We start from the raw sequence: 9,040 nt of genomic DNA, 5'->3' as shown, positions 1-9,040 counted from the left end.
TGCTGCGGTAGCCGACGTCGTCGGACCCGAGCGTCAGGGTCGCGTAGTCGGTGTTCTGCAGCGTGATGGTGATGTTCGCGACGTCACCACGCTGTTCGGTGATGATGCCGGAGCCGCCGATGTCGGCGCGGCCCTCACCAGCGTCGGTGACGACGATGGAGGAGGATTCCGCTTCGACGCCGGACTGGTTGTCCGTCGCCAGCACCGTGTAGTTACCGTCGTCGAGGTCGAGGTCGGAGGCGTTGTACGTGAACTCGTACTCGGCCTGACCCGTCAGACGAGCGGCGATGGTGCTGCCCTGCTCGTCGACGACGTCGCCGTCGGAGTCGAGCAGTTCGAGCGTGACCGGACGGTTACCCGCGTTCGCGGAGACCGTCCCTTCGATTTCGTCGTCGTTCGTGATGTTCAGGTCGTCGATGTCGACTTCCAGACCGAGGTCACGAACGTTGACCGTCGCTTCGCTTTCGCCCTCGATGGAGATGTTGTACTGACCGATGTCACGGTCATCCGTGTCGAAGACGAACACTTCGCTGTTCGTACCGGTACTGCCGGACACGAAGTAGTCGAAGTCCTCTTCGCCGCTGGCTTCGACTTCGATACCCGTGTCGGTGCCGTCAGCGACGACGGCGACCTTCGAGCCCTGGTAGGCGTTCACGTCTTCACCGCCCGTCACCGTGACGGGTGCGACCTCGACGGTCTTGTTACCGGTGTTGGTGAGTTCGTTGCCGCCGGCGTCGGTGATGCTAGGCGTGAGGAGAATCTCGAGTTCGCCGGTGTTGACGTCAGAGCCGTCGACAGTGGCGATGTACTGACCGCCACCCTCGTTGCTGACGGACTCGGTGAACTCGCTCACCGTGCCGAGCGGTTTCTCGTCGAGGTAGAGGTTGGCGTCACCGAGGTTGTTGACTTCCTCGCTGAACGAGAACTCGATTTCGGTCTCGTCGTCGGTGGTGTCAGCGTCGTAGTGGACCGATTCGAGGTATTCGGGAGCCTCGGTGTCACCCGACGCGTCGGCGTCGTTGATGGTGACGGTCTGCTGAGCGCTCTCGGACGTGCCGTCGCTGTCCGTGAGCGTGAAGCTGATCGGACCGGAGACGTCACCGTCGACGTTGGACGGCGCAGCCACGTCCATCGACCCGTTGAGGTAGATGGTGTCGTTGTGGGCCACGCCCGTCGCGTCGAACGAGACGTTCAGGCTGTCACCGTTGACGTCGCCCGAGGAGACCGTGGTGATCACGTCACCATCTCGGGTCTCGACGGTGAGGCCAGTGGCGTCGTCAATCGTCCCTGCGGGGAGGGTGACGTTGACGTAGTCGTCGCCGGTGTCGTCAGCATATCCAGTGAACGATACGTTCAGGTTGTGTGTCTCCGTGGTTCCTTCGTCCAGATTGTCTGGATTGAAGAAGTCCACAGAGGCACCAGTAACCGCAGCAGCGCTTCCAGCGAACGCGACGGTGCCGGCGAAGACCGACATGACCATCAGCGCCGCGAGGAATACCGCGCGGAGTTGCTTCGTGTTGCTTGTCATGGATTTTTGGAGTTGTTGCAGACGGCAACACCGGCTTTCGTCCACCCTCTGTATCCCACAGAGCGCCCGATCGCACGGACTTGGATGGAGTTACTCACGGATGTCACCATGGGCAGGGGTACGTACGGTCCGACGAACGTGTCACGTAAATACTTTCTGTACTAACACGACGGCCACGAGTTAAACTCCCTGTTAGTCGCCGATATAGGAATTATCAACAGAAAACCTTTTTTGGGCTGACGAGTTAGGTGACGGTGCGTACCGCCGCCTTGGGTAGGGCGGACCGCACTTCGCGGTTCCGTACGCACGCCGCGCGCCCTCCGTGTCCGCGCGGCTTTCGTTGGTCCCACGGTCGCCCGCTCCCCGCACGATTCTGCTCGGTACTCCCCCGCCGAGAGCCGTGGCCGTCCTCGATGCAGTGGCGAGAGGCGGTTGCTCGTCCCGAGTGAGCGGTGCGGCTCTCGCGTGCGCGGGCACGAACAACAATTCACGACGAGCGACTGCGGCACCGCGCCTCGACGAGAGCCACTGAACAACGGCGACCTGACCGACGACGGGCCGAGTGGCGCGTCGGGGCAGGGACGCCGACCAAATCGATCGGAGCATCGGCCCCGTCGGCGCTCGGGCGGCCGGCCGGAAACGGCCCGACTGTTCGATAGTTTTTGTCTATCCGCTCGAAACTCCCGAACAGGGGGTGACTACCCCCATTTAAACTGGCCTTAAAGGGGTGATTAACGGATGAACTCGTATATGACTGTTCGGTTAACTTGACCTTTAGATTTAAGTTGGAGTAGCGTATCGGGGCGAATAGACACGCCACGACAGGGGATGGGACGGTGGCCCACCGACTCCGGTGGGGTCACCGAGGGGGAAGCGAACCGCCGACTCTTCTGTCGTCGGAGTGTGTCCGACAAACCAACCATGAAGCTCAAACAGCTGTTCACGGACGACTCCGCGGTGTCGCCGGTCATCGGCGTCATCCTGATGGTGGCCATCACGGTCATCCTCGCCGCCGTCATCGGCACGTTCGTGCTCAACCTCGGGGGAAGCGTCTCACAGACTACGCCGCAGGCCAGTTTCGGATTCGATTATGCATCTGATGGTCAATCGTTCTTAGTTACCCACGAAACGGGCGATACCATTGACCTCACGTCCGCGACAGTCAACGTTACTGGTGATGGTTACACCCAAACGTGGTCGGGTAACTCAATCAGTGCGGGAGACTCTGAGAACGTGACGACTGCCTACACCTCGGGCGCTACGTATCGAGTGACGTGGGTGAGTGAAAGCGGCGAGAACTCCGCGACGCTGAGTGAAAGTACGGCACCGTAACATGAAGATCAAACAACTATTCACGGACGACTCCGCGGTGTCGCCGGTCATCGGCGTCATCCTGATGGTGGCCATCACGGTCATCCTCGCCGCCGTCATCGGCACGTTCGTGCTCAACCTCGGGGGAAGCGTCTCACAGACGACGCCCCAAGCTAGCTTCGGTTTCGACTTTGACGAGGGGTCGCCAAACGATAACGTCACGATTACCCACGAAACGGGAGATACGATAGAAGCAGGTCGTCTCAGTCTCGCTGTGAGCAAGGCAGTGGACATAGACAGTAACCGAGACGAGATAGATAATTCCGATACAAGTACGAAGGAGGCATTCACCGAAGCCAATAGCGGCTTCTCTGACAGCACCGTAGTCGGTGCTGGTGATACCCTCTATGCAGGTGGCAACGACCTCAACGGCGAGACGTTCCGCGTCGTCTGGAACTCCGAGAACAACGAGAACTCCGCGACGCTGTCCGAGTGGACGGCGCCGAACAACTAACCGGTAACTTCCCTTTCTTATCGACGCCACGCGGCGAGCGACGGCTACTCCTCGACGGCGCGAACGCCGGAGCCACCGCTCGGAATCGTATCTTCGGACCCGAAAAACCGACCGAAGCGCCGTCTAGACCGGTCGACCGCCGCCGGACGTTCCGACGAGCCACGTCCCCACCGTGAGGACGAGAGCGGCCACGGCCAGTGCGTACACCGAGACACCCGCGACGCCGGGGATAACGCTGGGGAGGAACGCGAGCGTTCCGACGACCATCAGAACCAGACCGACGAGCGCTTTCTTGCTGCTGAGCAGTCCCATGCCTGACGCTGGGCAGGCGTCGAATATGTGTATTGCGCTTTCGTCGTGCGATTATGTCACTCGTTAGCAGGCGACCAATCGCGCTCGCCGGCGGCGACGGCCACCTCCAGCCAGTTCTCCTCCGGGGGGAGTGGACAGGCGAAGGTGTCGCTGTAGGCGCAGAACGGCGTGTACGCGAGGTTGAAGTCCAAGACGACGGACTCGCCGTCCGTCAGCCCGTCTTCGGGATGGAGTTCGAGGTAGCGGCCGTTCCGGTAGGACTGCTGGCCCGTCGTCTTGTCCCGGAACGGGACGAAGATGGCGTCGTCGTCCTCGCGTTCCTGCTGGTAGCCGTGGAGTTCGACGGACTCCCCGCGGAGTTCGAAGGCGAACGTGACGAGTCGGAGGTAGCGCACCTCGTTGCCCGCCGTCGTCTCCATCGTCACCGGTTCGGGGTCGTCGTGGACCCGCACGGTGGCGGCGACGCGGGCGCGGGGTTCGGGTCGAAGTAGTCCAGTCCGGAGAACGAGTCGCGTTGCTCGGGCGGAATCGGGGACTGCGGGTGCGAGGCGAAGAAGTCGTCCTTCTCCTCGCGTTTCCGTTGCAGTTCCTCGGCGTAGGCGTCCGGGTCGACGTCCGCGGCGGCGTTCGCGTCGGTCATACCCGTCGGTACGACGCCGCGCCCGGTACGTCTGACGGTTCTACTCCGCCTTCGCTTCGAGGAGGCGTTCGAACTGGTCGGCCGTCAGCGACACCTCCGCCGCGGCGAGGTCCTCCCGCAGTTGGGACACCGTCCGCGCGCCGACGATGGGGGCCGTCACCTGGTCGTGGTGGAGCAACCACGCGAGTGCGACCTGCCCCGGCGAGGCGTCGACGTCCGCGGCGACGGACTCGACGGCTTCGAGGGCGTCGAAGTTCTCCGCCGTGAGGTAGGAGTCGACGAACTGCTGGTCGGAGGCGGCCCGCGAGTCCGCGGGCGGTTCCTCGCCGCGACTGTACTTGCCCGTGAGGAACCCCCCCGCGAGCGGCGACCACGGGACGACGCCGATGTCGTAGTCGGCGCACATCTCGAGGTAGTTACCCTCTATCTCGCGGTTGACGACGTTGTAGCGCGGTTGCGCCAGCGTGAACGGTTCGTACCCCCGCCTGTCGGCTATCTCGTTGGCCTTCACCACCTTCCACGCGTTCGGTTCGAACGTGGACGTCCCGAGGTAGTTCACCCTGCCGTCGCGCACGAACTCGTCGAGGGTCCGCATGAACTCGCGCACCGGCGTGTCGTCGTCCCACCGGTGGGTGTAGAGCACGTCCACGTAGTCGGTCCCGAGTCGGTCGAGCATCTCGTCGATGCTCCGGCGGAGGTGCTTGCGGTTGAGTCCGCTCCCGTTCGGGTCCTCGCGGGTGGGCCAGTATATCTTGGAGGCGACGACGAACTCCTCCCGGTCGCGGTCGGCCAACCAGTCGCCGACGTACTCCTCGGCCCGCCCGCCGCCGTACATGTCGGCGGTGTCGATGAACGTCCCGCCGGCGTCCGCGTAAGCGTCGAGCAATCGATGTGCTCGCTCGGGACCCACCTCGACGGCCCCCGTGTCGTCTTCGCGGCCGAACCGCCACGTCCCGAAGGCCACCTCGGACACCTTCGTCCCGGTTCGACCCAGCGAGACCGTATCGAGCGTCATGGCTGTGGCAAACAGCGGTCGGGCGGTAAACGCCTCGATTCGTCTCCGAGCGAGAAGCGGTGCGACCGGCGGACGCGATCAGTTCGGGGCCGAGAGAAAACGAAAGAGCATGGGAGGACCGAAGCGGTGGGAAGCGGTGGGGGAGGCCGAAGCGGTGGGGGAGGGCCGAAGCTACCGATTCTCGGTCTCGTCGCTGCTGTGCCCGTGCCCGATGACCAAGGCGGCGACGTTGACCGCGAGGAGCGACCCGAACACCGTCGCCTGTCCGCCTCGGAGGCCGCCGTGCAGGAGCGGTAAGTAGAGGAAGGGGAGAGCGACGGCCAGCCAGAACGCGACGAACTGAATCGGATAGGCGACCAGTTTCAGTCCGAAGCGGACGGTGTTCGGCGTCGTTGCTATCACTTCGCGCAGTCGGGCGAAGCGTTCGTGGGGGACCGTTGATGACGAGTTCGACATTTCCTGGGGCACACCTCACCTGTCCGAAGGCCAGACACTCACATTAACCCGCCCGAGAGTTGGCGTCTGTTCATAATCGTTTAAATCAGACAGTAACGGAACAGTGATTGTTCTAAACGAGTCGAGAGGCCCCGAAATAGTTTATTCAGCTTATAGAATCGGTTTCGATGTGAAACTGTTCGTGACAAGGTACGTTCTTTTAGAGGATACTGTCGGAGATGAGAGGATCGTCTGACGCGGTCGAGCGCGGCGAACGCGCCCACAGACTACCGAACCGGCTGCGGGCCGCGAGTCCCTTCCATTTCACCCGGTGACGGGGAGAAAACGTCCCGATAATCCGACGTGACGGGGTCGTACGCGCCGCTATCGGGGGTGGGACCGACGCGCGCCGGTGGCGAAAGACGTAATCGACGCGGCGGCGTCCTCGGGGACGAACGATGTCTACGGTACACGTCGTCGGGTGCGGCGGAACGATAGCGAGCGAACCAGCCGAGGACGGCGCGGCCCCCGCGAAGGCGGGCGAGGAACTCGTCGAGGCGGTGCCGGCCGTCGCGGACCACGCGTCGTTGCGCGTCACCGACGTCGGGTCGCGACCGGGGTTCGACATGGACTTCGGCGTCGTCGCCGCGGCCGCGGACGCGGTTCGAACCGCCGCGGCCGACGGTGCGGACGGCGTCGTCGTCACGCAGGGGACGGACACGCTCGCCGACACGGCGTACGCGCTCGACGTCGCCTGCGACGTGTCGGTTCCCGTGGTCGTCACCGGGTCGCAACGGCGCTTCGACGAACCGGGGTCCGACGCCCCGGCGAACCTCTTGACTGCCGTCCGGGCGGCCGTCGACGACCGATTCGCGCCGGGCGTCCACGTCGCCTTCGACGACGAACTCCACGCCGCCCGCGACGCGGTGAAGACGCACACGAACGCGCTGGACACGTTCCAGTCGCCCGGGAAGGGACCGGTGGCGACGTTCACGCGCGCGACGACGCGCATCCACCGGGACCCCGGGCGGGCCGCGTCCGACCTGTCGCTCCCGGCCGAGGCTCTCGACCCGGACCGGGACGCAGGTGACTACGCCGTGGTCCCCGTCGTGCACTCGGGGACGGGCGTCGACGGGAGCGCCCTCGAACGCCTCCTCCCAGACGCCGACGGCGTCGTCGTCGAGGGGACGGGACTCGGCAACGCGACCGGTCCGCTCGGAGACGCCGTCGCCGACGCTCTCGATTCGGTTCCCGTCGTCGTCTCCTCGCGATGCCACGCCGGCCCGACCGAGGCGGTGTACGGCACCGCGGGCGGCGGCGTCACCCTCCGCGACCACGGCGTCGCCTACGCGGGCGACCTCTCGACGGCGAAGGCGCGGGTGAAACTCGTCCTCGCTCTCACCGCCGGACTCTCCCGCGAGTCGGCCGCGGCGACGTTCGAGTGACCGCCGCGTTCGAGCGAAGCGGTCGTCGCGGCGGCGGGAGACAGACCCACTAGCACGGCAGACGCTCGTCAGCGGCTTTTTGTGGTCGTAGGGTGACGACCCGAACGTCAATGATGGAGGAAGACGCCGCAGCGGGACGGTCCGTCGATAGCAACCTGTTCATCACCGTCTCCGGCCCGCCGGGATGCGGGGCGACGACGCTGTGCGAAGGCCTCTCGCGGTCGCTCGACTGCGGGTACGTCTCCGGCGGCGACATCTTCCGCGAACTCGCCGAAGAGCGCGGGATGTCGCTCTCGCAACTCATCGCCAAGGCCGACGAGTCCGACGAGATAGACCGGGCGCTGGACCGTCGCCTCCGCACCATCGCCGAGCAGTGGGGGACGGCGAACAAGGCGTTCGTCCTCGAGTCGCGCCTCGCCGGGTGGCTGGCGGGCAACCGGGCGGACCTGCGAATCTGGCTCGACGCGCCCGAGGAGGTCCGCGTCGAACGGACGGCCGACCGCGAGGAGATGGGGGCCGAGATGCGCGTCCGCGAGGTGAGCGAGGCGGGCCGGTACGAGTCGTACTACGGCATCGACGTCTCCGACCAGTCGTTCTACGACCTCCGCGTCAACACCGCGCGGTGGAGTCCCGAGGCCCTGCTCGAAATCGTCCTCACGGCCGTCGAGGAGTACGACGCCGAGGTGGACGAGGGCGCGTTCCACACCCCGGACGCGAACTGTAGTCGAGTCACTCGCCGCCGCGTCGTCCTCGGAGTCGGACTTTTGGGCCGACGGCGCCTCCGTCCGCGCATGGCAGACCTCAACGACGTCGCGAAGCGCATCCACAACGTCTCGCCGAACCCCGTGCGCCTCACGTTGGACGACGGGTCGTCGGCCGTCTACCGCATGCACAGCACCGAGTTCTTCCAGCAGGAGTTTCAGGCGGAGGGCGAACGGGTGGACGACGACGCCGAGTACCGTCTCGTCACCTCGGCGGACAACGAGTCCGTCCTCCTCGGCCGGAAGGGAGCCGACGAGGACGGGTGGACGATGGTCGCCGAAGTCGTCGAGGCGGCGCGCGCCGACTCGTAGGCCGCCCGTCTCGGGCGAGGCGACGGTCTGTGCGACGGACCCGAGCGCCTCGACCCCGGAACCGGGGCGTTAGCTCGGCTCCACCGCCCGTCCGGCGAGCGTCGGTGCCGCTATCGTGACGCCCGCCGCGACGGCGGTGCCGACGACTGTCACGAGAAGCGGCGGCGAGGTGACGTAGACTCCGACCCAGAGGACGGCGACGGGGACGCCGGCGGCGACCGTCTCGCGGAGGCTGAGTTGGGAGGACGGCCGGACGACGTACCAGGCGATTCCCGCCCCGACGGACCCGCCGAGCCACTGACCGGCCTTCCAGACTTCGCCGGCCGGGGAGACGGCGCTCGCGACGACCGCCAGGACGCCGAGTACCGACCCGAGCGCGAACACCCGGAGCGGGTCCCGGCTCCCGACGGCGGCGGCGGCCGCGAACAGGCTCGCGCCGGCGAGGAGACCCACGGCGATGTCGACGAAGAAGTGCACGCCGAGGACGATTCGGGACGCGGCCACGAGCAGTACCCCGACGAGAGCTACCGTCCACCGGGTGGCTCCCGACCCGGCCTCCAGCCGGTAGGCCAGCGCGGCGAAGACGGCGGCCGTCCCGAGGGCGTGTCCGCTCGGGAACGCGTACCCCGTGCCGGTCGTGATACTCCGGAACGCCCCGGCGAGGACGGCCGGGAGCCAGGTCGGGAGCGCCACCGTTCCGGCACCGGGCGGACGCGGCGCGACGAAGACGTTCTTGAGGAGGTCGATGAAGGAGAACGCCGCGAACG

General features: G+C 65.7%; 8 protein-coding genes and 2 pseudogenes. 4 read left to right on the top strand and 6 right to left on the bottom strand.

The window, feature by feature from the left end:
- On the bottom strand, window positions 1-1,528 hold a 1,528-nt coding region (locus tag GJ632_RS15655; RefSeq protein ID WP_197428032.1), incomplete at its 3' end, for a surface glycoprotein.
- A gap of 921 nt (window positions 1,529-2,449) precedes the next feature.
- Here GJ632_RS15655 and GJ632_RS15650 point away from each other — a divergent pair.
- Both GJ632_RS15650 and GJ632_RS15645 read left to right on the top strand, forming a co-directional pair.
- Window positions 2,450-2,860, top strand: coding sequence for a type IV pilin (locus GJ632_RS15650; protein WP_191453442.1), 411 nt, complete (start codon window positions 2,450-2,452; stop codon window positions 2,858-2,860).
- A gap of 1 nt (window position 2,861) precedes the next feature.
- Window positions 2,862-3,353: a type IV pilin gene (locus tag GJ632_RS15645; protein WP_191453441.1), complete on the top strand. Its 492-nt coding sequence runs from the start codon at window positions 2,862-2,864 to the stop codon at window positions 3,351-3,353.
- A gap of 123 nt (window positions 3,354-3,476) precedes the next feature.
- On the opposite strand, the gene GJ632_RS15640 is transcribed toward GJ632_RS15645, so the two are convergent.
- The 4 genes and pseudogenes from GJ632_RS15640 to GJ632_RS15625 all read right to left on the bottom strand — a co-directional run bounded on the left by GJ632_RS15640 (window position 3,477) and on the right by GJ632_RS15625 (window position 5,776).
- Window positions 3,477-3,665, bottom strand: coding sequence for a hypothetical protein (locus tag GJ632_RS15640; protein ID WP_191453440.1), 189 nt, complete (start codon window positions 3,663-3,665; stop codon window positions 3,477-3,479).
- A 56-nt stretch (window positions 3,666-3,721) separates the two neighbouring features.
- Window positions 3,722-4,305 (bottom strand): annotated as a pseudogene (locus GJ632_RS15635) (DUF1684 domain-containing protein).
- 40 nt (window positions 4,306-4,345) lie between these two features.
- On the bottom strand, window positions 4,346-5,320 hold the full coding sequence (locus tag GJ632_RS15630; RefSeq protein ID WP_191453439.1) for an aldo/keto reductase: 975 nt from the start codon (window positions 5,318-5,320) through the stop codon (window positions 4,346-4,348).
- A 171-nt stretch (window positions 5,321-5,491) separates the two neighbouring features.
- Window positions 5,492-5,776 carry a hypothetical protein gene (locus GJ632_RS15625; RefSeq protein WP_089807989.1) on the bottom strand — a complete coding sequence of 95 codons (285 nt, stop codon included), beginning with the start codon at window positions 5,774-5,776 and terminating at the stop codon, window positions 5,492-5,494.
- 437 nt (window positions 5,777-6,213) lie between these two features.
- Here GJ632_RS15625 and GJ632_RS15620 point away from each other — a divergent pair, with 437 nt between their 5' ends.
- Complete coding sequence (locus tag GJ632_RS15620; protein WP_191453438.1) at window positions 6,214-7,200, top strand: asparaginase; 987 nt, start codon at window positions 6,214-6,216, stop codon at window positions 7,198-7,200.
- Window positions 7,201-7,310: 110 nt separating this feature from the next.
- Window positions 7,311-7,913, top strand: a pseudogene (cmk, locus tag GJ632_RS15615) ((d)CMP kinase); the annotation flags it as partial.
- Window positions 7,914-8,342: 429 nt separating this feature from the next.
- Here the strand turns inward: cmk and GJ632_RS15610 are convergent.
- On the bottom strand, window positions 8,343-9,040 hold a 698-nt coding region (locus GJ632_RS15610), incomplete at its 5' end, for a phosphatase PAP2 family protein (RefSeq protein ID WP_191453437.1).

Source organism: Halogeometricum sp. CBA1124 (genome assembly GCF_009741955.1).
Classification (GTDB): Archaea; Halobacteriota; Halobacteria; order Halobacteriales; family Haloferacaceae; genus Halogeometricum; species Halogeometricum rufum.
Note: the sequence above shows the minus strand (reverse complement) of the source record. Positions and strands in the feature narration are given on the sequence as shown.